This window comes from Pantoea trifolii (assembly GCF_024506435.1).
Classification (GTDB): domain Bacteria; phylum Pseudomonadota; class Gammaproteobacteria; order Enterobacterales; family Enterobacteriaceae; genus Pantoea; species Pantoea trifolii.
On sequence record NZ_JANIET010000001.1, the window covers coordinates 4018007 to 4043009 of the forward strand.

A 25003-nucleotide genomic window follows, 5' to 3' on the forward strand; every position below is an offset into this window, starting at 1 on the left:
AGCCCCGCTATTCTTAATCATCGCTATCGCTAAAATCTTCCACCGTATCCATCTGCGGCTTGCCGCCAGATAGCGTGTGGAAACGCTTAGGTCGCTTGATACGTGCGGTATATTTTGACCATACACGTTCAGCTTCCGTTTGCGGCTCACGAAGACCACGACATACTTCTAAAAATGAACGCTCTTCTTCTGTAATGGGTTCACGCTTAGCGAGATCCAGTTCATTAAAGGCGTAACCGTGGCGCTCCAGAAGCTGAGCTTCTTTAATGGTGAAATCACCATGACGCGAAAAACCACGTGGGTAATGTTTGTTATCAAAGAAACGATTTGTTGTTGCGAAGCTATCCGCCATTTTACACGCTCCTGACTCTCATATGGCCGTGCTATTTATGGCGCGGAGTATTAGATAGGCTTGACAGAGTGTAAAACAAAACATTTAAATCAGTACGACAAACAATTTTTGGGAGAATGCAGTGGATACGGAATTACTGAAAACTTTCCTCGAAGTGAGCAGAACACGCCATTTCGGGCGTGCTGCTGAAGCGCTTTACCTCACGCAATCTGCCGTTAGTTTTCGCATTCGTCAGCTGGAAAACCAGCTGGGCGTAAATCTTTTTACTCGTCACCGTAATAACATCCGGCTGACTTCAGCGGGCGAGCGTTTATTACCCTATGCCGAAAGCTTGATGAGTACCTGGCTGATGGCCAAAAAGGAAGTTTCACATACACAGCAGCATCATGAGCTTTCGATAGGAGGTAGCGCATCCCTTTGGGAAGCGTATTTAACTCCTTGGTTGCAAACACTTTATGAGAATCGCGAAAGCCTCCATCTTGAGGCACGCATCGCCCAACGACATTTGCTGGTCAAGCAGTTGCATGAACGTCAGTTGGACCTATTGATCACGACCGAAGCACCAAAAATGGATGAGTTAACCAGCCAGCAAATAGGTCATATTTCTCTCGCATTATTCCGGGCGCGCAAAACTGAGAAGCGTGAAAAATATGACTATATCAAGCTGGAATGGGGCGCAGATTTTCATCAGCATGAAAGTTATCTGTCCAGTGATGATGTCCCTGTATTAACTACGACATCGGCACATTTAACGCGCGAATTACTGCATACCACCGGTGCATGTGCATTTTTACCTGATTTTTGGCACGGCATTTATAGTGATTTGATGGTTATTCCAGATACACCCGTCGCCGTGCGACCGTTATATGCGGTGTGGCTGCAGAATAGCGATCAGCAAAGTCACATTCGTCAGCTGCTTAAATATCCGGTTTTGACACAATAAGATAATAAATGAGGGAGTTTGAGTGGATCACAGTGAAACTCAAACTCATTTCACTGCCAAATTTTGGACAAAAAAAATCCTTTGCCGAAGCAAAGGATTATTTTCTGGCAGGGGCGGAGGGACTCGAACCCCCAACACCCGGTTTTGGAGACCGGTGCTCTACCAATTGAACTACGCCCCTAATTAGGGTGGCGGAACGGACGGGGCTCGAACCCGCGACCCCCTGCGTGACAGGCAGGTATTCTAACCAACTGAACTACCGCTCCACCGATTCTGTACTGATATCAGACAATCGTTCTGATTTCAGGTGTTTCGCCCTTTCCGCGTCACCGGGAAGGTCACGACCCGATAACGGGTCTTAATTTGATGCCTGGCAGTTCCCTACTCTCGCATGGGGAGACCCCACACTACCATCGGCGCTACGGCGTTTCACTTCTGAGTTCGGCATGGGGTCAGGTGGGACCACCGCGCTAAAGCCGCCAGGCAAATTCTTTGCGCAAAAACGAATGACATCCGCTTCCGCTGAATCTTTAATCCGTAAAACAAGCTGAAAATATCGGTCTCTCAGACCAAAACGCCTCTGGCGTTGTAAGGTTAAGCCTCACGGGTCATTAGTACCGGTTAGCTCAACGCATCGCTGCGCTTACACATCCGGCCTATCAACGTCGTAGTCTTCAACGTCCCTTCAGGACTCTCAAGGAGTCAGGGAGAACTCATCTCGGGGCAAGTTTCGTGCTTAGATGCTTTCAGCACTTATCTTTTCCGCACTTAGCTACCGGGCAGTGCCATTGGCATGACAACCCGAACACCAGTGGTGCGTTCACTCCGGTCCTCTCGTACTAGGAGCAACCCCCCTCAATTCTCCAGCGCCCACGGCAGATAGGGACCGAACTGTCTCACGACGTTCTAAACCCAGCTCGCGTACCACTTTAAACGGCGAACAGCCGTACCCTTGGGACCTACTTCAGCCCCAGGATGTGATGAGCCGACATCGAGGTGCCAAACACCGCCGTCGATATGAACTCTTGGGCGGTATCAGCCTGTTATCCCCGGAGTACCTTTTATCCGTTGAGCGATGGCCCTTCCATTCAGAACCACCGGATCACTATGACCTGCTTTCGCACCTGCTCGAGCCGTCACTCTCGCAGTCAAGCTGGCTTATGCCATTGCACTAACCTCCTGATGTCCGACCAGGATTAGCCAACCTTCGTGCTCCTCCGTTACTCTTTGGGAGGAGACCGCCCCAGTCAAACTACCCACCAGACACTGTCCGCAGCCCGGATCACGGGCCTACGTTAGAACATCAAACATTAAAGGGTGGTATTTCAAGGTTGGCTCCACGCAGACTGGCGTCCACGCTTCAAAGCCTCCCACCTATCCTACACATCAAGGCTCAATGTTCAGTGTCAAGCTATAGTAAAGGTTCACGGGGTCTTTCCGTCTTGCCGCGGGTACACTGCATCTTCACAGCGATTTCAATTTCACTGAGTCTCGGGTGGAGACAGCCTGGCCATCATTACGCCATTCGTGCAGGTCGGAACTTACCCGACAAGGAATTTCGCTACCTTAGGACCGTTATAGTTACGGCCGCCGTTTACCGGGGCTTCGATCAAGAGCTTCTCCTTGCGGATAACCCCATCAATTAACCTTCCGGCACCGGGCAGGCGTCACACCGTATACGTCCACTTTCGTGTTTGCACAGTGCTGTGTTTTTAATAAACAGTTGCAGCCAGCTGGTATCTTCGACTGGCTTCGGCTCCGGGAGCAAGTCCCTTCACCTACGCGCCAGCGTGCCTTCTCCCGAAGTTACGGCACCATTTTGCCTAGTTCCTTCACCCGAGTTCTCTCAAGCGCCTTGGTATTCTCTACCTGACCACCTGTGTCGGTTTGGGGTACGATTTCGTGTTACCTGGAGCTTAGAGGCTTTTCCTGGAAGCAGGGCATCAGTTACTTCACCACCGTAGTGGCTCGTCGTCACGCCTCAGCCTTAAGATATCCCGGATTTACCAAAGATATCAGCCTACACGCTTAAACCGGGACAACCGTCGCCCGGATAACCTAGCCTTCTCCGTCCCCCCTTCGCAGTAACACCAAGTGCAGGAATATTAACCTGCTTCCCATCGACTACGCTTTTCAGCCTCGCCTTAGGGGTCGACTCACCCTGCTCCGATTAACGTTGAACAGGAACCCTTGGTCTTCCGGCGAGCGGGCTTTTCACCCGCTTTATCGTTACTTATGTCAGCATTCGCACTTCTGATACCTCCAGCATGCCTCACAGCACACCTTCAACGGCTTACAGAACGCTCCCCTACCCAACAACGCATAAGCGTCGCTGCCGCAGCTTCGGTGCATGGTTTAGCCCCGTTACATCTTCCGCGCAGGCCGACTCGACCAGTGAGCTATTACGCTTTCTTTAAATGATGGCTGCTTCTAAGCCAACATCCTGGCTGTCTGTGCCTTCCCACATCGTTTCCCACTTAACCATGACTTTGGGACCTTAGCTGGCGGTCTGGGTTGTTTCCCTCTTCACGACGGACGTTAGCACCCGCCGTGTGTCTCCCGTGATAACATTCTTCGGTATTCGCAGTTTGCATCGGGTTGGTAAGCCGGGATGGCCCCCTAGCCGAAACAGTGCTCTACCCCCGAAGATGAGTTCACGAGGCGCTACCTAAATAGCTTTCGGGGAGAACCAGCTATCTCCCGGTTTGATTGGCCTTTCACCCCCAGCCACAAGTCATCCGCTAATTTTTCAACATTAGTCGGTTCGGTCCTCCAGTTAGTGTTACCCAACCTTCAACCTGCCCATGGCTAGATCACCGGGTTTCGGGTCTATACCCTGCAACTTAACGCCCAGTTAAGACTCGGTTTCCCTGCGGCTCCCCTATACGGTTAACCTTGCTACAGAATATAAGTCGCTGACCCATTATACAAAAGGTACGCAGTCACCCCATAAATGAGGCTCCCACTGCTTGTACGTACACGGTTTCAGGTTCTGTTTCACTCCCCTCGCCGGGGTTCTTTTCGCCTTTCCCTCACGGTACTGGTTCACTATCGGTCAGTCAGGAGTATTTAGCCTTGGAGGATGGTCCCCCCATATTCAGACAGGATACCACGTGTCCCGCCCTACTCTTCGAACTCACAGTATGTGCACTTTCGTGTACGGGGCTGTCACCCGGTATCGCGCGACTTTCCAGACGCTTCCACTAATGCACAAACTGATTCAGGTTCTGGGCTGTTCCCCGTTCGCTCGCCGCTACTGGGGGAATCTCGGTTGATTTCTTTTCCTCTGGGTACTTAGATGTTTCAGTTCCCCAGGTTCGCCTCGCAACACTATGTATTCATGTTGCGATGATGCACTGAGTGCACCGGGTTTCCCCATTCGGACATCGTCGGCTGTAGCGGTTCATATCACCTTACCGACGCTTTACGCAGATTAGCACGTCCTTCATCGCCTCTGACTGCCAGGGCATCCACCGTGTACGCTTAGTCGCTTAACCTCACAACCCACAGGCGTTTTGCAACGCTGCGGACTGTAAGCATTTGAGAGACTCGAACATGTTGTTATTCATTTCTTATTACGGAGAAATGAACCAACACGTCGTTTCAATTTTCAGCTTGTTCCGGATTGTTAAAGAGCAATAACTTCGCAATGTACCCGAGGATACATTCTGAAGTTAGTTATCAACGTGGGGTCGTTGATGGTGGAGCTAAGCGGGATCGAACCGCTGACCTCCTGCGTGCAAGGCAGGCGCTCTCCCAGCTGAGCTATAGCCCCATAGAGTTTTGCAAAACGCGTGCTTACCAGGAGAATTCTTTCAGGTTCAAGGCGTGTCGATACGAAGCATACTCAAGTATGCGAGCTATCGGCACAACGCGGAAACTGGAAGAATTTGGTAGGCCTGAGTGGACTTGAACCACCGACCTCACCCTTATCAGGGGTGCGCTCTAACCACCTGAGCTACAAGCCTGCAGGCGTTTTACGCTCTTCTTTAATTTCATCAGACAATCTGTGTGAGCACTGCGCGGGAAGGTATCTTCAGGTAAGGAGGTGATCCAACCGCAGGTTCCCCTACGGTTACCTTGTTACGACTTCACCCCAGTCATGAATCACAAAGTGGTAAGCGCCCTCCCGAAGGTTAAGCTACCTACTTCTTTTGCAACCCACTCCCATGGTGTGACGGGCGGTGTGTACAAGGCCCGGGAACGTATTCACCGTAGCATTCTGATCTACGATTACTAGCGATTCCGACTTCACGGAGTCGAGTTGCAGACTCCGATCCGGACTACGACGCACTTTATGAGGTCCGCTTGCTCTCGCGAGGTCGCTTCTCTTTGTATGCGCCATTGTAGCACGTGTGTAGCCCTACTCGTAAGGGCCATGATGACTTGACGTCATCCCCACCTTCCTCCAGTTTATCACTGGCAGTCTCCTTTGAGTTCCCGGCATAACCCGCTGGCAACAAAGGATAAGGGTTGCGCTCGTTGCGGGACTTAACCCAACATTTCACAACACGAGCTGACGACAGCCATGCAGCACCTGTCTCAGAGTTCCCGAAGGCACCAAAGCATCTCTGCTAAGTTCTCTGGATGTCAAGAGTAGGTAAGGTTCTTCGCGTTGCATCGAATTAAACCACATGCTCCACCGCTTGTGCGGGCCCCCGTCAATTCATTTGAGTTTTAACCTTGCGGCCGTACTCCCCAGGCGGTCGACTTAACGCGTTAGCTCCGGAAGCCACTCCTCAAGGGAACAACCTCCAAGTCGACATCGTTTACGGCGTGGACTACCAGGGTATCTAATCCTGTTTGCTCCCCACGCTTTCGCACCTGAGCGTCAGTCTTTGTCCAGGGGGCCGCCTTCGCCACCGGTATTCCTCCAGATCTCTACGCATTTCACCGCTACACCTGGAATTCTACCCCCCTCTACAAGACTCTAGCCTGCCAGTTTCGAATGCAGTTCCCAGGTTAAGCCCGGGGATTTCACATCCGACTTGACAGACCGCCTGCGTGCGCTTTACGCCCAGTAATTCCGATTAACGCTTGCACCCTCCGTATTACCGCGGCTGCTGGCACGGAGTTAGCCGGTGCTTCTTCTGCGGGTAACGTCAATCGGTGAAGCTATTAACTTCACCGCCTTCCTCCCCGCTGAAAGTACTTTACAACCCGAAGGCCTTCTTCATACACGCGGCATGGCTGCATCAGGCTTGCGCCCATTGTGCAATATTCCCCACTGCTGCCTCCCGTAGGAGTCTGGACCGTGTCTCAGTTCCAGTGTGGCTGGTCATCCTCTCAGACCAGCTAGGGATCGTCGCCTAGGTGAGCCATTACCCCACCTACTAGCTAATCCCATCTGGGCACATCCGATGGTGTGAGGCCCGAAGGTCCCCCACTTTGGTCTTGCGACGTTATGCGGTATTAGCTACCGTTTCCAGTAGTTATCCCCCTCCATCGGGCAGTTTCCCAGACATTACTCACCCGTCCGCCACTCGTCACCCGAGAGCAAGCTCTCTGTGCTACCGTTCGACTTGCATGTGTTAGGCCTGCCGCCAGCGTTCAATCTGAGCCATGATCAAACTCTTCAATTTAAGTTTGATTTGCTGAAACAAGTTCAGCGGTGCTCATCTGTAAAACGTCATAATGAATTTCATTATGTGTTCACTCGTGAGGCTTTGATATTTTGTTGCGTCCGGAGACGCTGATATCAATCCTGCGAGTGCCCACACAGATTGTCTGATAAATTGTTAAAGAGCATGCCGCGACTTCTCTAGCGGCGCGGGATGCGTATATTACGCTTTCCGCATTCTCAGTCAAGCATTTATTTTTGCTTTTCTGAAGGTTGCCTTGAAGACCACCTCCTGAACACATCGCTTCGTAAGCCGTTGTTCCGTGTCAGTGGAGGCGCAGTATAGGGATTTCTTCGGGGCTGACAAGTGCTAATTTCAAATTAATTTTCGAGTGCTGATTTTTTCGTCGAAACGCCACTAAACTGCTAATTTTTCCAGCAACGGGAAGCCATAACGCTGCAAAATCGGTGACAATTTCGTCACTTCATCATCCATACGCGTACAGAACGCTAAATTCTGCCCGGACGAAACCGCCTGCGGTGCTTCATGCTCCAATAACCAAACGGTACGACGCGCAATGGCAGCGCCCGAATCTACCAACCTCGTCCCTTCCGGCAGTACCAATTGCAGCTCATCACGTAATAAAGGGAAATGCGTACAGCCGAGAACCACGGTATCGGGCGGCTCTTTCATACGTAGCCAGGGTTGCACAGCGCGGCGCACATCAGCCAGTTCAACATCTTCGCCATGCAACTTGGCTTCCGCCAGTTCCACCAGCTCAGCAGAACCGAGCATTTCGATTTTGCAGTCCCGGGCAAATTGCGCCACCAACTCATGCGTATAAGGACGCTTCACCGTGCCACGGGTGGCCAGCAATCCCACTACGCCGTTACGCGTCAGACGCGCAGCAGGTTTAATAGCAGGCACCACACCCACAACCGGGAATTCGAAGCGCTCACGCAGAGCCGGCAAAGAGATGGTACTGGCCGAGTTACAGGCGATGATCACCAGCGCAAGCGGAAAACGCTGAGTGATAGCCGTCACCACCGCCACTACACGCTCGACAATAAAGTCTTCGGATTTTTCGCCGTACGGGAAACCTTCATTATCGAAGGCGTAGAGATAGTGAAGATCCGGCAGTAAATGCCGGACCTCATCATAGACAGACAGCCCACCGACGCCGGAGTCAAACACCAGCACGGTGGGTTGTAGATCAGAAGCTGTAGCTGGCGCTGAGGTAATACTCCGTTCCTGGAGTTGGATAGCCATACACTGTCTCGTAATCTTTATCGAACAGGTTGGCAATTCTACCACGAACGGTGAGCTGTGATGTGACCGGATACGAAACTGCCAGATCCCACAAACTCACGCCGCCTAATTTTACGCGTTCAGCGGTATAAGAATGGTTGTAATCGGTATCGAAACGATCGCCGAGATAGTGATAAGTCACAGACCAGTCGAAGTCATACACCGTCCAGTCGAGTTGATACTTCACCTGCTGCTTCGCACGGCGCACCAATTGCTGATTGGTCTCAGCATCACGCGCATCGACATAATCGTAAGAAATCTGATGGCTAAGCGGGCCGGTATCGAACGATGCCGTAGCCTCAACACCTTTAATACGTACTTTGTCGATGTTGTAGTAGATGAAAGTGCTTGGATCGCTATCAATCAGATTTTCGATGTCATTGCGATAACCCGACACGCGCCAATTGACCGGCCCGGTTAAACCTTCAAAGCCACCCTCCCACTGTTTACTCTCTTCCGGTTTCAAATCGCTGTTGCCGTAAGAACCATACAGCTGACCAAGACGCGGCGCTTTATAGGCGGTCGCATAGTTAGCGAAGACGCTGTAGCCGTCAACAAACTCCCAGGATGCGCCACTCTGCCAGGTGCTGTGCCAGCCAAACTGACTGTTGTCATCACCACGCAGCGCACCTTCAAGTGTTACATCGCCAAACTTTTGCTGCGCAGTGGCGTAAATGCCGGTATCGCGCAGTTCAGTGCTATGGGTGACATAAGCGGTGCCCGGCTCGGTAGTCTGTTTCTGCCAGTCTACGCCGCCGCTGACGGTGCCTTGCCCAACCCGGAAGGTATTGCCCCATTGCAGGTTATATTGCTTACTGTCATCCAGTGTGGTCGCCGGACCATAACGGCCAGTGCGCGGATCATAGTTGTAATCTTTGCTGCGGCTGTAGCTGGCAATCAGCTGAGTGGAATAGATGTCATGGCTGTAGCGCAGGCCGGTATCCCAAGTCTGGCTATATAGCTGACGAGTGTCGTTTAATCCGGTGATATTGAAACTGCTGTCATAACTGTAAGTGCCGTCATAGGCCGTACGGTTATCAAAACCGTAACCGCGGAAGAAGCCACTCAGCTCGTCGCTAAATTGATGTTCCAGCGATCCATACAGCGACTTGCTCATGAAACCATCGCGGTCTTTTTGTGCCGGATCGCCATACACATCAGGTAAGTTGGCCACCACATCGTAGCCTCGGGTGTAGGTGTAATTACCGGCCATGGTCAGCCTGGTGGCATCACCCAACTGTTGCTGCGTTGAACCTTCATAACTCTGATAACCGTTCGAACCCACACCAGCGGTCAACGTTGTGCCTGGTTTATCGCGGCCGGTAATAATGTTGATGACTCCACCAATCGCATCCGAACCATACACCGCCGAACGCGCGCCACGCACATATTCGATGCGTTGCACCAGCGAAAGCGGAATCTGGCTGAGATCGGATGAACCGGAAACGCCGGCCTGATTGAGACGAATACCGTCAATCAGCACCAGAACATGACTGGAATTGGTGCCTCGAATAAACAGCGAACTGCTCTGACCCATACCACCATTCTGCGCGATATCCACGCCCGGCAAACGGCGCATCACATCGCTCAGGGTTTTTGACTGCCAGCGATCAATATCTCCACGTGTCACCACGGAAGTTGGCGCCAGCACCGACGAGACCGGCTGTGCGAAGCGGTTAGCGGTAACGATTTGCGTATCATCATTCTGCTGCGCGTAGCCAAATTGCGCCCAGAGAGACAACGCCGTTGCACTGAAGGCAAACAGCGAAGCATGTGTTTTTTTCATTGTTATAGCATCCAAAAGACGAAGCAGGATGCCGCACGACTACAACCAATAGCTCGCGATGGTCGTATGTATTGCGACGTTACACCGGCAGGTCTTCGGGCTGAGAATCATAAATGGTGAAAAACTTCCCATCCGGCAGGACAGTGTTTATCAGTGCCATCACCACGACATTCTTTACCGCTGCGCGTCAGCTCCAGATTCACACTGGATTCCCTTTTAACTCAAGGAGGCCGGCAGGCGCAGTCTACGGCCAGGAAGGCCGGAAATCCAGACTTCCAGCCATCTTGTTTTCCGCAGGGCTGGACATCAGCAGTTGAATGCCTACAATCGCCCGGCAAGCCAGCTTATTACCAGGATTAAAGATGACACCCGAACAGCTCCCGATTGAACAATACGACGCGCAACTGGCGGAAAAAGTCAGCCGCTTACAGGCGATGATGGTGCCCTTTGCTGCGCCCGACGTGGAGGTGTTCCGTTCGCCGGTCAGCCACTATCGGATGCGTGCCGAATTCCGCATCTGGCACGACGGTGACGATCTCTACCACATCATCTTTGATCAACAGACCAAGCAACGTATCCGCGTCGATCAATTCCCGGCGGCCAGTGAATTGATCAACCAGCTGATGCCAAAACTGATCGCGGCGATCCGCGACAACCGCGCGCTGCGTTTTAAGCTATTCCAGATCGATTACCTGTCGACGATGAGCAACCAGATCGTCATCTCGCTGCTCTATCACCGCAAGCTGGAAGAGGAGTGGACCGCCGCCGCCAGCGCCCTGCGTGATAGCCTGCGTGCCGAAGGCTTTGACGTGCAGCTGATTGGCCGCGCCACCAAAACCAAAATCTGCCTCGATCGCGATTACGTTGATGAGCGCCTGCCGGTCGCGGGGAAAGAGATGATTTATCGTCAGGTGGAGAACAGCTTCACCCAGCCAAACGCGGCGATGAATATTCAGATGCTGGAGTGGGCGCTGGACGTGACGCAGGATTCGCGTGGCGATTTGCTGGAACTCTATTGCGGTAACGGCAACTTCTCGCTGGCGCTGGCGCGTAACTTCCGCCGCGTGCTGGCCACCGAGATTGCCAAGCCGTCAGTCGCGTCCGCGCAATACAACATTGCCGCCAACCAGATTGATAACGTGCAGATTATTCGTATGGCCGCCGAAGAGTTTACTCAGGCGATGACGGGCGTACGCAGCTTCAATCGTTTAGAAGGCATCGACCTGAAGAGCTATCAGTGCGAAACCATTTTTGTCGATCCGCCGCGCAGCGGGCTGGATGAGGAAACCGTGAAGATGGTGCAGGCCTATCCGCGCATCCTTTATATCTCCTGCAACCCGCAAACGCTGTGCGACAACCTCGCGGTGCTGGGAGAAACGCATGATGTCACGCGTCTGGCGCTGTTCGATCAGTTCCCGTATACCCATCATATGGAATGCGGCGTGCTGCTGACGCGCAAGGCCTGATGAATCGGTCGCCATGAATGGCGACCCTACAGCAGTCGAAGCCTTAGTTACGGTTTTTACGGCGGAAACGCATCCCAATCCAGAACACCAGCGCCACCATCAGAATGGTCGGGATGAAGTTGGAGCCGATATCCGGATATTCAGCCCGCACCAGCGCGCTATAAACCAAAATACCCAGCAGAAAGAACGCCGCCGCCAGTGAAGGCATGCCGTCTGGCATATTGCGGTTGAGATAACGCTGATGCAGACACCAGGCCGCGAGGCCCAGCGCGATCAGCGGGAATATCGAAAAGGGAACAAACGTGCTGAACAGCACCGAAAAGGAGCCGTTGATCGCTAAACCGGTGATAAAAGCCAATAAAAGCGTTCCTTTATCGCGTGGGTTTTGCTGAATCATTTCATTATCCTTATCACATTACTCTTCGGGTTTTTCCAGGGTAACTGCCAGGCGCTCTTGCTCCCGGCGATACCAGTAATAAGCGCCTTTGGCGATCATGCGCAGCTGCAGCACTAATCGATCCTCCAGCTTGCGGCGCTGCTCAATATCAACATCCAGCGCTTCGGCACCCGCGCTAAACACAATCGTCACCATCGCTTCGGCCTGCGCTTCGGTGAAGCTGCGCGGCATGCGATTTTCCAGCTCAAGGTAATCGGCCAGTTCGGCGATGAAGTGCTGAATCTCTCGGGCAACGGCGGCACGAAATGCTGCCGAGGTTCCGGAGCGCTCGCGTAGTAAGAGCCGAAAAGCGTTGGGATTGTTCCCGATGAACTCCATAAAAGTTGCCACCGAGGTTTTGATGATGCTGCCGCCCTTGGCAATACGCTGGCGCGCCTGACGCATTAACTGGCGCAGCATTAAGCCGCTTTCGTCCACCATGGTCAAGCCCAGCTCGTCGACATCGCGGAAGTGACGATAAAATGAGGTCGGCGCAATCCCCGCTTCGCGTGCAACTTCGCGCAAACTCAGGCTGGCAAAACTCCTTTCTGCACTTAACTGACTGAAGGCAGCTTCAATCAGTGAACGTCGTGTACGTTCTTTTTGTAGCGCTCTGACGCCCATTTTCCCGGCCTTTTAGGTGATTTGGCAGGCACTATAACAAAATTTTCAGCGTACAGCGGTGCAAACTTTGTGAACGCCTGTGAACCTCACGCTTTGTCAAACTTCAGCAATTTACGCTGTTAGAATTCAGATGTGCGCGGCGAGATGTTAGAATCTCGTTGTAAAAATGTGATAAAAAAATAGGACGTACTGGTATGCAAAAGTCTTACGATTACGATGCCATTGTGATTGGCTCCGGTCCGGGCGGCGAAGGTGCGGCGATGGGGCTGGTGAAGCAGGGAGCGCGTATTGCAGTGATCGAACGCTACCACAACATCGGCGGCGGTTGTACTCACTGGGGAACCATCCCTTCCAAAGCCTTGCGTCACGCTGTCAGCCGTATCATCGAGTTCAATCAAAACCCACTTTACAGCGATCACACTCGACTCCTGCGCTCCTCATTCGCCGACATTCTCAACCACACCGAGAACGTGATCAGTCAGCAAACCGCGATGCGTCAGGGTTTCTACGAGCGCAACCGCTGTGAACTTTATCAGGGCGATGCCCGATTTGTTGATGCCAACACTATCGAAGTGGAACAACCCGACGGCACCCGCGAGCGCTTAACCGCTGAGAAATTCGTTATTGCCTGCGGTTCTCGTCCGTATCATCCAGCGGATGTCGATTTTACCCATCCACGCGTTTACGATTCCGACTCCATCCTCAACCTGCACCATGAACCTGGCCACGTCATCATTTACGGCGCCGGCGTGATTGGCTGTGAATATGCCTCGATTTTCCGCGGCCTGAACGTCAAGGTTGACCTGATCAACACCCGCGACCGTCTGCTGGCGTTCCTCGATCAGGAGATGTCAGATTCCCTCTCCTATCACTTCTGGAACAGCGGCGTGGTGATTCGTCACAACGAAGAGTTCGAGAAAATTGAAGGCGTTGATGACGGGGTGATTATTCACCTTAAATCGGGCAAAAAAGTGAAAGCCGATTGCCTGTTGTACGCGAATGGTCGAACCGGTAATACCGATTCACTGGCGCTGGAAAACGTAGGACTCGAAGCGGATGGTCGTGGTCTGCTGAAAGTGAACAGCATGTACCAAACCGCGCTGCCGCATATTTACGCGGTCGGTGACGTGATTGGTTATCCAAGCCTGGCCTCTGCTGCTTACGATCAGGGCCGCATCGCCGCGCAGGCGATCATCAAAGGTGAAGCCACCGCGCATCTGATCGAGGATATTCCAACCGGGATTTACACCATTCCGGAGATCAGTTCAGTGGGTAAAACCGAACAGCAGCTGACGGCGATGAAAGTGCCGTATGAAGTGGGCCGTGCGCAGTTCAAACATCTGGCGCGTGCGCAGATTGTTGGTATGCACGTCGGCAGCCTGAAGATTCTGTTCCACCGCGAAACCAAAGAGATTTTAGGGATTCACTGCTTTGGCGAGCGTGCTGCGGAGATCATTCACATCGGCCAGGCCATCATGGAACAGAAGAACGGCGGCAACACGATTGAGTACTTCGTGAATACCACCTTCAACTATCCCACCATGGCCGAAGCCTATCGTGTGGCAGCGTTAAACGGCTTAAACCGCCTGTTTTAACGAGGTATCCAGATAACCCTTCATGTGGGTTTTGATTGCTTCTGCCAACTGCTCGTAGCGGCTGCGCAGAGGCGATCCTGGACGATAGACCAACGCGATGGTGCGCTGTGGAACAGGCTTGTAGCACGGCAAATAGCAGACGCCATCACGTTCGCGTTCATTCGGCACGGACAGCGCAGGCAGCAAGGTAATGCCGCTACCGGCGGCAACCATGTTGCGCAGCGTTTCTAAACTGGTGGCGCGGAAATGCGTATCTTCATCGGCACCGGCTTCGAAGCAGAAGCCCATCGCCTGATCGCGCAGGCAGTGCCCATCTTCCAGCATCAGCAATTTCTCACCGGCCAGATCCGACATTGGCACGCGATCGCGATCGCGCCACGGATGATCGGCATACACCGCCAGCGTCATTGGCTCATCAAACAGTGGCACCTCAATAAAGGCTTCACTCTCTTTCACCAACGCCACAATGGCGCAGTCCAGCTTGCCGCTGTCGAGCTGTGCCAGCAGTTGCTGAGTCTGCGCTTCATGCAGGTACATTTCGAGTTTGGGGAAGGTTTTGTGTAGCATCGGGATGATGTGCGGCAGCAGATACGGCCCGGTGGTTGGAATCAAACCAATGTGCAGCGGTCCAGACATCGCTTCGCCCTGTTGGCTCGCCATCTCCTTCAGTACTTTCACTTCGCGCAACACGGTTCGCGCTTGATCCACCAGCAGCAGTCCAGCCTGAGTAAACAACACTTTACGACTGGTACGCTCCAGCAGCATCACACCAAGTTCATCTTCCAGCTTACGAATCTGTCCACTTAAGGTGGGTTGGCTGACATGACATGCGTCAGCTGCACGCCGGAAATGGCGATGCTCCGCAAGTGAAACCAGGTATTCGAGATCACGAATATTCATTGAAATCCTCCAAACCACGATAGCCCGTGGCGATAGATAGAATAGCAATGAACGATTGGCCCTATCAAGGCGTGAGCGGGAATAATGCGCGCATCAACATGATGTGGAGCAGAACCTGCAAACTGCTTAAAACAAATCACTGTGCTGGCCGGGAGTGGCCTGCCCTTGATGATGTGCCTATAACAAAATGTAATTCCGAAGCTAGAGGTTGGCGGGCTACCGAAGAGGTGCCCGCTTTTTTTGCGGAAATTTATTGGTCGCCCTGCATAGCGACCTCACGAAGAGATTAACCTAAACGCTTCTGCGCTTCGCCGATGGCGAAGGCGACTTGCTGCGGCGACACGCCGCCCTGCGCATTACGCTTATCGAGACAGGATTGCAGCGACAGGATCGGATACACGTCATCCTCAATCACCGCACTGAACTGCTGCAACTGCGCCAGAGTGAGCGCTTCCAGCGCCACGCCTTGCTTGATCGCTTCCACCACGGTTTCACCGACAATGTGATGCGCTTCGCGGAACGGAACGCCTTTTGCCACCAGATAATCGGCCAGCTCGGTAGAGTTAGCGTAGCCCTGCTCAGCGGCTTCCTGGCAACGCGGGCGTTTTACCTGAATGCCGTCCAGCACCAGCACCGACATATGCAGGCAATCGAGCCAGGTATCAAGCGCATCGAACAGCCCTTCTTTGTCTTCCTGTATATCTTTGTTATACGCCAGCGGCAGGCCTTTCAGCGTCATCATCATGCCGGTCAATGCGCCCTGCACACGGCCACATTTGCCACGGATCAGCTCCAGCGCATCCGGGTTTTTCTTTTGTGGCATCAGCGAAGAGCCGGAAGTGACTTTATCAGACAGCTCAAGGAAGCCTGCTTCACCGGTGTTGAAGAAGATCAGGTCTTCAGCAAAGCGCGACAGATGCACCATGCCAATCGAAGCGTCTGACAATAGCTCCAGCACGTGATCGCGATCGGAAACGGTATCAAGGCTGTTACGCGTGGCAGAGGCAAAACCTAACCAGCCGGCCAGTTGCTGACGATCGATCTCATACGCGGTACCGGCCAGCGCGCCGCAACCCAGCGGACTGACATCCATACGCTTCAGTGCATCCTGCAAACGGCTCTCGTCACGCGCCAGCATTTCAACGTACGCCAGGCACCAATGCGCGAAAGTCACCGGCTGCGCACGCTGCAGGTGCGTATAACCCGGCATCACCGCGTCCTGATTGGCTTCTGCCGTAGCGACCAGCGCCGATTGCAGTTCGTGCGTCGCCTCCAGCAGCACGGCAACCTGCTCTTTGCACCACAGTTTCAGATCGGTCGCGACCTGATCGTTACGGCTACGTCCGGTGTGCAATTTCTTGCCCAGCGCGCCGACTTTATCGATCAGCTTGCCTTCCACCCAGCTGTGAATATCTTCCGCATCGCTTTGCAGAATCTGCTCAGGATTGGCGCGTACCTCGGCCAGCAGTTCATTCAACGCGCTTTCCAGCTGTTGCTGCTCTTCATTGGTCAGCACGTTGACCGTCACCAGCGCTTTTGACCAGGCAATCGAGCCGGTAATGTCCTGCTCGGCCAGGCGATAGTCAAAACGCAGCGAGTCGTTAAACTGTTTGAACCGTTGGTCTGCTGCCTGCGAAAAACGTCCGCCCCAAAGTGCCATCTGAATTACTCCTGAATCCGTTATAGAAAAGGCGGCCCGAAGCCGCCCTTGCAAAATATGTCGATTGCCGCGGTATTACTTCTTCTGCTCGTTCAGCGCGCGAATGCGTGAAGAGAGCGAGAACAAGCGGATAAAGCCGCCCGCGTGACGGTGATCGTACACTTCGTCTTCGCCAAAGGTGGCGAACTCTTCTGAGTACAGGCTGTTAGCAGAGGTTTTCTGAATCGCCGTAGCCTGGCCTTTGTACAGCTGCAGTACCACTTCGCCGTTCACCTCTTTTGCCAGTGATTCAGCAGCGGCCTGGATGGATTTGCGCAGCGGCGCGAACCAGCGGCCATCGTAAACCACGTAAGACATTTCATGGCCCAGCTGCTCGCGCCATTTGAAGCTATCGCGATCCAGCACCAGCTGTTCAACCGCACGCAGTGCATTCACCATGATGGTGCCGCCCGGGGTTTCGTAGCAGCCGCGAGACTTGATGCCTACCAGACGGTTTTCCACGATGTCGATACGACCCACGCCGTGTTTCGCACCCAGCACGTTGAGTTTTTCCAGGCACTGGAACGGGCTCAGCTTCTCGCCGTTCACCGCGACAACGCGACCTTTCTCAACGGTAACGGTAACGTTTTCTGGCTGATCTGGCGCTTCCAGCGGATCAACGGTCCACACCCAGCAATCTTTGTTTGGTGCGTTAGCTGGGCTTTCCAGCACGCCGCCTTCGGTAGAGATGTGCCATGCGTTCTCGTCACGGCTGTAGATTTTTTCCAGCGACGCAGTGGTCGGGATATTGCGCTCTTTCAGGTAATCCAGCAGCGCCTCACGTGAACGCAGGTCCCATTCACGCCATGGTGCAACCACTTTCAGCTGTGGTGCCAGCGCGGTGTAGGTAGTTTCGAAACGCACCTGATCGTTACCTTTACCGGTTGCGCCGTGGCACAGCGCATCTGCGCCCACTTTCAGTGCCAGCTCAACCTGCGCTTTGGCGATAATCGGACGCGCCATTGAGGTACCCAGCAGATAAGTGCCTTCGTACAGAGCGCCGGTCTGCAGTACCGGATAAACGTATTCGCTGATGAAGGCTTCACGCAGATCGGCCACGTGGCACTCAGACGCACCTGACTGCAGCGCTTTCTTCTCAACGCCTTCTAAATCTGCCGGATCCTGGCCAATGTTCGCCACGAACGCCACCACTTCACAGCCGCCGTAGTTCTCTTTCAACCATGGAATGATGGCTGAAGTATCCAGGCCGCCTGAGTAGGCCAGAACGATTTTTTTGATGTTTTGCGTGCTCATGTCTTAATCCTTGATTATGCGAGAATCCGGGTGCCAATCGACACGCCGTTGAAAAGGGTTGGCAGTTGTTCAGCATGACGCCAGCTAGCGATATCGACCGGGCGACCGAGCGTGCGGGCGGCATCAAGCGCCGCGTTCACTTTCACGATCATGCCATCGGTGATGATGCCCTGCGCAATCAGCTGTTCCGCTTTCGCGGCGGTCATCTCTTCGATGCGCTGACCTTTGCCGTCGAGAATGCCGCTAACGTCAGACAACAGCACTAAATCGGCACCAAGGGTCGCCGCCAGCGCAGTCGCCGCCTGGTCAGCGTTGACGTTCATCAACTCGCCGCCGTCGGTGATGCCAATCGAGCTGATCACCGGCATGTAGCCCGCCGCCAGCAGCGTGTTCACCAGCGCCGGATTGCCAGGCGTCGCGTTGCCAACGTGTCCCAGCTCTTCATCGAACTGCGCCACATTAACCAAACCGGCATCGCCGAGGCACAAACCGACTGCGCCGATGCCATATTTCTTCGCCCACGCCAGCAGCGTTTTGTTGGCGGTACCGGCTAATGCACCGGTAATAATGTCAATCTGATCGGCTGGCGTCACGCGCAAACCGTTCTTCTTTTTCACCGGCAGCGCGAGCTTCTTCATCAGCTCGTCCACCACGCAACCACCGCCGTGCACAATGATCAGCGGACGCTGATGTTCATTGCGGTACGCCAGCAGGGCATCAAACAGGCGGGCCAGCGCTTCTTCGCTATCCAGCAGCACGCCACCCAGTTTAATGATCAATGGATTCATTGCGTTATCCGTTCGTTAAATCAAAGACAGCGTTTCGGGGAAGCCGAAACGAATGTTCAAACACTGAACCGCCTGCGATGAGGCGCCTTTCAGCAGGTTATCTTCAGTAGCCACCACAATCAGATGCTCGCCTTGCATGGCAAAGCCGATGTCGCAGAACGGCAAACCGACCACCGCTTTCAGCGCCGGTACGCCTTTGTCATACACGCGCACCAGCGGTTTGTCGTGGTATGCATTATGGAAAGCATCCGCCACATCCTGTTGCGTCACGCCCGCTTTCAGGCGGCAGGTCGTGGTCGACAAAATACCGCGCGGGAAGCTGCCCAGATGTGGCGTAAAGATCACCGGCGTACCGAGATGTGCCACGATTTCCGGATGATGACGGTGATTAAACAGGCCGTACGGCTGCAAGCTCACTTCACAGAAGCTGGTGCCAACGTTGGCTTTGCGCCCTGCACCGCTCACGCCACTGGTGGCATTGATCACTGGCCACTGTGCGTCGCTAAGCAGGCCCGCTGCGATCAGCGGCTTCAGCGAAAGCTGGGCGGCGGTTGGGTAGCAACCCGGCACTGCAACCAGCTCCGCATCTTTAATTTTGTCGTGCTGCCATTCGGCCAGGCCGTAAACCGCCTTATCCAGCCAATCCTGATGCTGATGGCTGAAACCGTAATATTGGGTATAGAAAGCGTCGTCGTTTACGCGGAATGCGCCGGAGAGATCGAACACCACGCAACCGGCTTTGAGGAATTCAGGTGCCAGATCGTGGCTGACTTCATGGGCGGTGGCGAGGAACACCACATCCACTTTGTCGGCCCATTCAGCGGCATCGCTCAGCGGCTGCAGCGGCAAATCGACAATGCCTTTGAGCTGCGGATGCAAATCCGACAATAACTTTCCAGCATCCGGGCTTTGCGCTGAAACCGCCAAAGCGGTTATGTTCATATGCGGATGGCGATTCAGGTAGGTGGCAAGCTCTACGCCAGCGTAACCACTGGCACCAACGATCAGCGTATTCAACATCAGGCTGTATACCTTATTACAGTCACGTATCGGGTCGCGGCCTTGCCCCGTTGCCCAGAATGCCGTTTGCAGAAGATTTGATGCTTCACATGCAAGCGACGTTATTGTATTTTTATTCACTATTAATGCATGAATATTGATACATCCTAACCCAAGGACCGTCAACAGTGAAGACAAAATTACCACCTTTTATCGAACTCTACCGCCAGTTGATTGCCACGCCATCAATCAGCGCAACCGATAGCGCACTGGATCAGAGTAATGAAACTTTAATCAATTTGCTGGCCGGCTGGTTCCGCGATATTGGCTTCAGTGTAGAAGTGCAGCCGGTACCTGGCACGCGGCATAAATTCAACATGCTGGCGCGCAGCGGATTGGGCGCAGGCGGCCTGTTACTGGCCGGTCATACTGACACCGTGCCCTATGATGATGGCCGCTGGACGCGCGATCCCTTCACGCTGACGGAACACGACAACAAGCTGTACGGCCTGGGCACCGCCGATATGAAAGGCTTCTTTGCCTTTATTCTGGATGCGCTGCGTGACGTTGACGTGACCAAACTCAGCAAGCCGCTCTACATCCTCGCCACCGCCGATGAAGAGACCACCATGGCGGGCGCGAAGTATTTCTCTGAATCAACGCAACTGCGACCAGATTGCGGCATCATCGGCGAGCCAACCTCGCTCAAGCCAGTACGCGCGCACAAAGGTCATCTGTCGAATGTGATTCGTATTCAGGGACAATCGGGCCACTCCAGCGATCCGTCACGCGGCGTCAACGCCATTGAGCTGATGCATGAATCCATCACCCAACTGATGCAGCTGCGTAACACACTGAAAGAGCGCTACAACCACGATGGGTTTGCCATTCCTTATCCAACCATGAACTTCGGCCATATTCATGGTGGCGATGCCGCCAACCGCATTTGCGCCTGCTGTGAATTGCATATGGATATTCGTCCGCTGCCGGGCTTAACCCTGAGCGATTTGGATGGTTTACTGAATGACGCGCTGGCACCGGTGAGTGCACGCTGGCCAGGACGATTAACCGTGGGCGAACTGCATCCGCCGATTCCAGGCTACGAATGCCCGGCCGATCATGAGCTGGTGCAAGTGGTGGAGAAGCTGCTGGGCGTGCCAACCGAAGTGGTAAACTATTGCACTGAAGCGCCTTTTATCCAGCAATTGTGCCCAACGCTGGTTTTAGGCCCGGGATCTATCAATCAAGCCCACCAACCTGATGAGTTTATTGATACCGCATTTATCAAGCCGACTCATGCGCTTATCACTCAAGTCGTGCAGCATTTTTGTCATTGATGAACAACAGATGGGGCATTTCACTGTTAAATCAGCAAATTGCCCCGTCATTGTTCGGGATTTGATAATAAGAATAACTTATCTCGCTTCGCTGCAAGCAAATTCTTTGAATTTCCGCCATTTAGCAGCACATTTACGTAGATTTAAGGCAATTGACGTGCAGGAAGATACGTGGCTAGATAAAAGACGATGTTATGCCCGTGGGTAAATCATTCCCGTGGGGATATTTAAAAAGATGATGAGGGTGTCAGGGTCCAATGAACGAACAATATTCCGCAATGCGAAGTAATGTCAGTATGCTCGGCAAACTGCTCGGGGATACGATTAAGGATGCACTAGGAGAGAACATCCTCGACCAGGTGGAGACCATCCGTAAACTCTCTAAGTCATCCCGTGCGGGAAATGACACCCATCGTCAGGAACTGCTGACCACGCTGCAAAATCTGTCGAATGACGAGCTGCTGCCGGTGGCGCGTGCCTTTAGCCAGTTCCTTAATCTCACCAACGTCGCTGAACAGTACCAAACCATTTCGCGGAGCGGTGATGGCGCGAACCATCCTGAACTGCTGAAAAAGACTTTCGAGCGCCTGAAACAGCAAGGCGATATCAGCGAAGCGGCAATCCGTCAGTCAATTGAAGAGCTTTCACTGGAGCTGGTGCTGACTGCGCACCCCACCGAAATTACCCGCCGCACGCTGATCCATATGCTGGGCGAAGTGAACAGCTGCTTGCAGCAACTCGATCACAGCGACATTTCCGATTACGAGCGCACGCAGGTGATGCGCCGTCTGCGCCAGTTGGTGGCACAAGCGTGGCACACCGACGAAATCCGCAAATACCGTCCAACGCCAATCGATGAAGCCAAATGGGGCTTTGCCGTGGTGGAGAACAGCCTGTGGCAAGGCGTGCCCGCCTTCCTACGTGAGCTGAACGAGCAAGTTGAAGAGACCTTTGGCATTAAGCTGCCGGTCGATTTCGTGCCGATTAAATTTACCTCGTGGATGGGCGGCGACCGTGACGGCAACCCGAACGTCACCGCACCGATTACCCGCCACGCGATGCAGCTGAGCCGCTGGAAAGCCGCGGACCTGTTCCTGCGCGATATCGGCGTGCTGGTTTCTGAGCTGTCGATGTCCGAATGTAGCGACGAAGTACGCGAGCTGTGCGGCGATCCGGAAGCGCTCGAGCCGTACCGTATGGTGCTGAAGCGCATTCGCAGCCAGCTCATGACCACGCAAGCCTATCTTGGCCGTCGTCTGAAAGGCGAGCGCCTGCCGCGTCCGGCCGATCTGCTGGTCTCCAACGATCAGCTGTGGGAACCGCTGTTCGCTATCTACCAATCTCTGCAACAGTGCGGCATGGGCATCATCGCCAACGGCCAGCTGCTGGACACGCTGCGCCGCGTGAAGTGTTTCGGCGTGCCGCTGGTGCGTATCGATATCCGTCAGGAGAGCACCCGCCATACCCAGGCGATTGCCGAAGTAACGCGTTATCTCGGCCTTGGTGATTACGAAAGCTGGTCAGAAGCGGATAAACAAGCCTTCCTGATCCGCGAACTGAATTCTAAGCGTCCGCTGTTGCCGCATCAGTGGGAACCGGGCGATGAGACACGTGAAGTGTTGGATACCTGCAAAGTGGTGGCCGAAGCGCCGCAGGGTTCGATTGCTTCCTACGTGATCTCCATGGCGAAAACCCCGTCGGACGTGCTGGCCGTGCATCTGCTGCTGAAAGAAGCCGGCATTCCTTACGCCATGCCGGTTGCGCCACTGTTCGAAACCCTTGATGACCTGAACAACGCCAACGATGTGATGACGCAGTTGCTGAACATCGACTGGTATCGCGGCTTTATCAACGGCAAACAGATGGTGATGATTGGCTATTCCGACTCGGCGAAAGATGCCGGCGTGATGGCCGCCAGCTGGGCGCAATATCAGGCGCAGGATGCGCTGATCAAAACCTGTGAAAGCGCGGGCATCACGCTGACGCTGTTCCACGGACGCGGCGGCTCAATCGGTCGTGGCGGCGCGCCAGCTCATGCTGCGTTGTTGTCACAGCCGCCGGGCAGCCTGAAAGGTGGCCTGCGCGTGACCGAACAGGGCGAGATGATTCGCTTCAAATACGGTTTGCCAGAAGTCACCATTGCCAGCCTGTCGCTGTATACCGGTGCGATTCTGGAAGCCAACCTGCTGCCACCGCCGGAACCAAAGCGCGAATGGCAGGAGATCATGAACGGTTTGTCGGCGCACTCCTGTGCGATGTATCGCGGTTATGTGCGTGAAAACCCGGACTTCGTGCCCTATTTCCGCTCGGCCACGCCAGAGCAGGAGCTGGGTAAATTGCCGCTGGGTTCACGTCCGGCTAAACGTCGCCCAACCGGCGGTGTGGAATCGCTGCGTGCGATTCCCTGGATCTTCGCCTGGACGCAGAACCGCCTGATGTTGCCCGCCTGGCTGGGCGCGGGTGCCGCGTTGCAGAAAGCGATGGATGAAGGTCATCAGGATGAGCTGGAAAACATGTGCCGCGAATGGCCGTTCTTCGCCACACGTCTTGGCATGCTGGAGATGGTGTTCTCGAAAGCCGATCTGTGGCTGGCGGAATATTACGATCAGCGTCTGGTGGATAAATCACTGTGGCCGCTCGGCAAGCAGCTGCGCGATCAGCTGGATGCGGATATCAAAGCGGTGCTGACCATCGCCAACGATGCGCATCTGATGGCTGACCAACCGTGGATTGCTGAATCTATCGCGCTGCGTAACGTCTATACCGATCCGCTGAACGTGTTGCAGGCTGAACTGCTGCATCGTTCGCGTGCGCAGGAAGAGCGCGGTGATGAGCCTGATGCGCGTGTAGAACAAGCGCTGATGGTGACGATCGCGGGTGTTGCGGCAGGTATGCGTAATACGGGGTAATTTTTTCCCCTCACCCTAACCCTCTCCCGCTTGCGGGAGAGGGGACCGATCAAGCACAGGTGTTACACATTTCCCCACCTAAACATTCCCTCGCCCGCTTGCGGGAGAGGGTTAGGGTGAGGGCATTAACCCCCAATCGCCGGGCGCACGCCCAGCGTGTGGCAAATGGCGTAACTCAATTCGGCGCGATTCAGCGTATAGAAATGGAAATCCTTCACCCCTTCCCGCGACAGGATTTTCACCATGTCCATAGCGACGCTGGCACCCACCATTTTGCGCGTTTCCGGATCGTTATCCAGACCTTCAAACATCGCACTCATCCAGCCCGGCACACGCACATTGGTCATGGTGGCGAAGCGTTGTAGCTGTTTAAAGTTAGAGACCGGCAAAATACCTGGCACGATTTCCACGTCGATACCGGTTGCGACGCAGCGATCGCGGAAGCGCAGGTAGCTTTCCACGTCGAAGAAGAACTGGGTGATGGCGCGGTTAGCACCGGCATCAATTTTACGTTTCAGGTTGATCAAATCGGCCTGTGCGCTTTTCGCTTCGGGATGCACTTCCGGGTAGGCCGCCACCGAGATATCGAAATCGCCGACATCTTTCAGCAGTTCAACTAAATCCGAACCGTACATTTCCGGCTTGCCGCTGCCCGGCGGTAAATCACCGCGCAGTGCCACGATATGGCGAATGCCGCTATTCCAGTAATCACGTGCGATAGCGCGCAGCTCATCACGCGTGGCATCGATACAGGTCAGATGCGGTGCCGCTTCCAGACCGGTGCGATCTTTAATGCCTTTAATGATGCTGTGCGTACGGTCGCGCTCGCCCGAGTTGGCACCGTAGGTAACGGAGACGAATTTCGGCTTAAGGCTGCTCAGTCGATCGATTGAGCTCCACAGGGTTTCTTCCATTTCACTGGTGCGTGGCGGGAAAAATTCGAAAGAGACATTAATTTGCCCGTTCAGCTCAGCCAGGCTCTGGTTCAACGCTTCGCGTTGATTGGCGTGAAAGAAACTCATCCTAATTACCTCGTCATCACATAT

General features: G+C 54.0%; 16 protein-coding genes, 4 tRNA genes, 3 rRNA genes and 1 riboswitch. Of the genes, 5 read left to right on the top strand and 18 right to left on the bottom strand.

The genetic code is table 11. The features are described from left to right. Nucleotides 1–13: 13 nt before the first annotated feature. Nucleotides 14–352 (bottom strand): MaoP family protein, encoded by a 339-nt coding sequence (locus NQH49_RS18700; RefSeq protein ID WP_008106616.1) that lies wholly within the window; start codon nucleotides 350–352, stop codon nucleotides 14–16. A gap of 121 nt (nucleotides 353–473) precedes the next feature. Here NQH49_RS18700 and hdfR point away from each other — a divergent pair, with 121 nt between their 5' ends. Then, nucleotides 474–1295, top strand: a complete 822-nt coding sequence (gene hdfR / locus NQH49_RS18705; protein WP_008106614.1) for an HTH-type transcriptional regulator HdfR — start codon at nucleotides 474–476, stop codon at nucleotides 1293–1295. Nucleotides 1296–1400: 105 nt separating this feature from the next. On the opposite strand, the gene NQH49_RS18710 is transcribed toward hdfR, so the two are convergent. The 9 genes from NQH49_RS18710 to btuB form a co-directional block, all read right to left on the bottom strand. After that, a tRNA-Trp gene (locus tag NQH49_RS18710) sits at nucleotides 1401–1476 on the bottom strand. A gap of 8 nt (nucleotides 1477–1484) precedes the next feature. After that, nucleotides 1485–1561: transfer RNA gene (locus NQH49_RS18715), tRNA-Asp, on the bottom strand. A 102-nt stretch (nucleotides 1562–1663) separates the two neighbouring features. After that, a 5S ribosomal RNA gene (gene rrf, locus NQH49_RS18720) occupies nucleotides 1664–1779 on the bottom strand. Between the two features lie 106 nt (nucleotides 1780–1885). Next, nucleotides 1886–4792, bottom strand: a 23S ribosomal RNA gene (locus NQH49_RS18725). A gap of 202 nt (nucleotides 4793–4994) precedes the next feature. After that, a tRNA-Ala gene (locus tag NQH49_RS18730) sits at nucleotides 4995–5070 on the bottom strand. A gap of 116 nt (nucleotides 5071–5186) precedes the next feature. Continuing rightward, nucleotides 5187–5263 (bottom strand) — tRNA-Ile (locus NQH49_RS18735). 73 nt (nucleotides 5264–5336) lie between these two features. Beyond that, nucleotides 5337–6877: ribosomal RNA gene (locus tag NQH49_RS18740) — 16S ribosomal RNA — on the bottom strand. Together the 16S, 23S and 5S rRNA genes with 4 tRNA genes alongside form the textbook arrangement of a ribosomal RNA operon. Before the next feature lie 396 nt (nucleotides 6878–7273). Further along, entirely contained in the window at nucleotides 7274–8125 is an 852-nt protein-coding gene (gene murI / locus NQH49_RS18745; RefSeq protein ID WP_256697801.1) for a glutamate racemase, read from the bottom strand. Further along, complete coding sequence (gene btuB, locus NQH49_RS18750) at nucleotides 8070–9950, bottom strand: TonB-dependent vitamin B12 receptor BtuB (RefSeq protein ID WP_256697803.1); 1881 nt, start codon at nucleotides 9948–9950, stop codon at nucleotides 8070–8072. Before btuB ends, murI begins: the two co-directional genes overlap by 56 nt. Nucleotides 9951–10019: 69 nt before the next feature. Continuing rightward, nucleotides 10020–10199, bottom strand: a riboswitch (cobalamin riboswitch). Between the two features lie 113 nt (nucleotides 10200–10312). On the opposite strand from btuB, the gene trmA reads away from it, so the two are divergent. Next, nucleotides 10313–11416: a tRNA (uridine(54)-C5)-methyltransferase TrmA gene (gene trmA, locus NQH49_RS18755; protein ID WP_008109646.1), complete on the top strand. Its 1104-nt coding sequence runs from the start codon at nucleotides 10313–10315 to the stop codon at nucleotides 11414–11416. Between the two features lie 43 nt (nucleotides 11417–11459). Here trmA and NQH49_RS18760 read toward each other — a convergent pair whose 3' ends face one another. Further along, nucleotides 11460–11813, bottom strand: a complete 354-nt coding sequence (locus NQH49_RS18760) for a YijD family membrane protein (protein ID WP_256697804.1) — start codon at nucleotides 11811–11813, stop codon at nucleotides 11460–11462. Nucleotides 11814–11831: 18 nt separating this feature from the next. Beyond that, nucleotides 11832–12476: an HTH-type transcriptional repressor FabR gene (gene fabR / locus NQH49_RS18765; protein WP_008109648.1), complete on the bottom strand. Its 645-nt coding sequence runs from the start codon at nucleotides 12474–12476 to the stop codon at nucleotides 11832–11834. A 194-nt stretch (nucleotides 12477–12670) separates the two neighbouring features. On the opposite strand from fabR, the gene sthA reads away from it, so the two are divergent. After that, complete coding sequence (gene sthA, locus NQH49_RS18770; RefSeq protein ID WP_008109650.1) at nucleotides 12671–14071, top strand: Si-specific NAD(P)(+) transhydrogenase; 1401 nt, start codon at nucleotides 12671–12673, stop codon at nucleotides 14069–14071. Here sthA and oxyR read toward each other — a convergent pair. The 5 genes from oxyR to argC all read right to left on the bottom strand — a co-directional run bounded on the left by oxyR (nucleotide 14054) and on the right by argC (nucleotide 19732). Beyond that, nucleotides 14054–14971, bottom strand: coding sequence for a DNA-binding transcriptional regulator OxyR (oxyR, locus tag NQH49_RS18775; RefSeq protein ID WP_008109652.1), 918 nt, complete (start codon nucleotides 14969–14971; stop codon nucleotides 14054–14056). The genes sthA and oxyR overlap by 18 nt on opposite strands. Nucleotides 14972–15257: 286 nt before the next feature. After that, on the bottom strand, nucleotides 15258–16631 hold the full coding sequence (argH, locus tag NQH49_RS18780; protein ID WP_256697805.1) for an argininosuccinate lyase: 1374 nt from the start codon (nucleotides 16629–16631) through the stop codon (nucleotides 15258–15260). Nucleotides 16632–16706: 75 nt separating this feature from the next. Then, a complete protein-coding gene (locus tag NQH49_RS18785; protein ID WP_256697806.1) occupies nucleotides 16707–17924 on the bottom strand; it encodes an argininosuccinate synthase in 1218 nt (405 codons plus the stop codon). Between the two features lie 14 nt (nucleotides 17925–17938). Then, complete coding sequence (gene argB / locus NQH49_RS18790; protein ID WP_256697808.1) at nucleotides 17939–18712, bottom strand: acetylglutamate kinase; 774 nt, start codon at nucleotides 18710–18712, stop codon at nucleotides 17939–17941. A 15-nt stretch (nucleotides 18713–18727) separates the two neighbouring features. Continuing rightward, nucleotides 18728–19732 (bottom strand): N-acetyl-gamma-glutamyl-phosphate reductase, encoded by a 1005-nt coding sequence (gene argC / locus NQH49_RS18795; RefSeq protein ID WP_256697809.1) that lies wholly within the window; start codon nucleotides 19730–19732, stop codon nucleotides 18728–18730. Between the two features lie 167 nt (nucleotides 19733–19899). Between argC and argE the strand changes: the two genes are divergently transcribed. Continuing rightward, nucleotides 19900–21048, top strand: coding sequence for an acetylornithine deacetylase (gene argE, locus NQH49_RS18800; protein WP_256697810.1), 1149 nt, complete (start codon nucleotides 19900–19902; stop codon nucleotides 21046–21048). 257 nt (nucleotides 21049–21305) lie between these two features. Next, nucleotides 21306–23957, top strand: coding sequence for a phosphoenolpyruvate carboxylase (ppc, locus tag NQH49_RS18805; RefSeq protein WP_008109660.1), 2652 nt, complete (start codon nucleotides 21306–21308; stop codon nucleotides 23955–23957). 125 nt (nucleotides 23958–24082) lie between these two features. Here the strand turns inward: ppc and metF are convergent, their stop codons facing one another. After that, the gene (gene metF, locus NQH49_RS18810; RefSeq protein ID WP_256697811.1) at nucleotides 24083–24979 is read right to left on the bottom strand and encodes a methylenetetrahydrofolate reductase; all 897 of its coding nucleotides are present in this window, start codon (nucleotides 24977–24979) and stop codon (nucleotides 24083–24085) included. Nucleotides 24980–25003 lie beyond the last annotated feature (24 nt).

Bases quoted from the DNA above. Each gene is read 5' to 3' on its own strand.
- NQH49_RS18700 (WP_008106616.1), bottom strand. From the start codon at position 352: ATGGCGGATAGCTTCGCAACAACAAATCGTTTCTTTGATAACAAACAT.
- murI (WP_256697801.1), bottom strand. From the start codon at position 8,125: ATGGCTATCCAACTCCAGGAACGGAGTATTACCTCAGCGCCAGCTACA.
- btuB (WP_256697803.1), bottom strand. From the start codon at position 9,950: ATGAAAAAAACACATGCTTCGCTGTTTGCCTTCAGTGCAACGGCGTTG.
- trmA (WP_008109646.1), top strand. From the start codon at position 10,313: ATGACACCCGAACAGCTCCCGATTGAACAATACGACGCGCAACTGGCG.
- NQH49_RS18760 (WP_256697804.1), bottom strand. From the start codon at position 11,813: ATGATTCAGCAAAACCCACGCGATAAAGGAACGCTTTTATTGGCTTTT.
- fabR (WP_008109648.1), bottom strand. From the start codon at position 12,476: ATGGGCGTCAGAGCGCTACAAAAAGAACGTACACGACGTTCACTGATT.
- sthA (WP_008109650.1), top strand. From the start codon at position 12,671: ATGCAAAAGTCTTACGATTACGATGCCATTGTGATTGGCTCCGGTCCG.
- oxyR (WP_008109652.1), bottom strand. From the start codon at position 14,971: ATGAATATTCGTGATCTCGAATACCTGGTTTCACTTGCGGAGCATCGC.
- argH (WP_256697805.1), bottom strand. From the start codon at position 16,631: ATGGCACTTTGGGGCGGACGTTTTTCGCAGGCAGCAGACCAACGGTTC.
- NQH49_RS18785 (WP_256697806.1), bottom strand. From the start codon at position 17,924: ATGAGCACGCAAAACATCAAAAAAATCGTTCTGGCCTACTCAGGCGGC.
- argB (WP_256697808.1), bottom strand. From the start codon at position 18,712: ATGAATCCATTGATCATTAAACTGGGTGGCGTGCTGCTGGATAGCGAA.
- argC (WP_256697809.1), bottom strand. From the start codon at position 19,732: ATGTTGAATACGCTGATCGTTGGTGCCAGTGGTTACGCTGGCGTAGAG.
- ppc (WP_008109660.1), top strand. From the start codon at position 21,306: ATGAACGAACAATATTCCGCAATGCGAAGTAATGTCAGTATGCTCGGC.
- metF (WP_256697811.1), bottom strand. From the start codon at position 24,979: ATGAGTTTCTTTCACGCCAATCAACGCGAAGCGTTGAACCAGAGCCTG.